Source organism: Micromonospora sp. AMSO12t (assembly GCF_008806585.1).
Taxonomy (GTDB): Bacteria; Actinomycetota; Actinomycetes; order Mycobacteriales; family Micromonosporaceae; genus Micromonospora; species Micromonospora reichwaldensis.
On the sequence record NZ_WAAS01000633.1, the window covers coordinates 1 to 428 of the forward strand.

At 72.2% G+C, this 428-nt stretch carries 1 protein-coding gene; it reads left to right on the plus strand.

Annotated elements, in window-relative coordinates; genetic code table 11:
- Positions 1–164: 164 nt before the first annotated feature.
- Positions 165–428: sigma factor (locus tag F6X68_RS33270; protein WP_370519036.1), on the plus strand; the 264-nt coding region annotated here is incomplete at its 3' end.

A 428-nucleotide genomic window follows, 5' to 3' on the forward strand; every position in this document is an offset into this window, starting at 1 on the left:
GCCGCGCGGGACGCCGCCTACCAGGTGGTACGGGGCATCGAGCTGGCCGGGTCGCACCACCGCTCGGACATCGCCAGCCTGGCCATCGAGGGCCGGATCACGATTCCCGGCTGACCGGGCAACCCCGCACCTCCTCGCCACCGTTTGAGTCGTGAGGTGAGGAGGTGGTGGGATTGCCGGCCGCCATCGAGGGTTATCGCGAGTACGTCGCGGCACGCCTGGATCCGCTGCGCCGTACGGCGTACCTGCTGTGCGAGGACTGGCACACCGCCGACGATCTGGTGTCGACGGCGCTGGTGAAGCTGCTGCGGCACTGGCGGCGGGTCTCCGCGATGGACAACCCCGACGCGTACGTCCGGCGGACCCTGCTGCGGACCTGGCTGGACGAACGGCGGCGGCCGTGGCGGCGGGAGGCCGCCTGGGCCGAG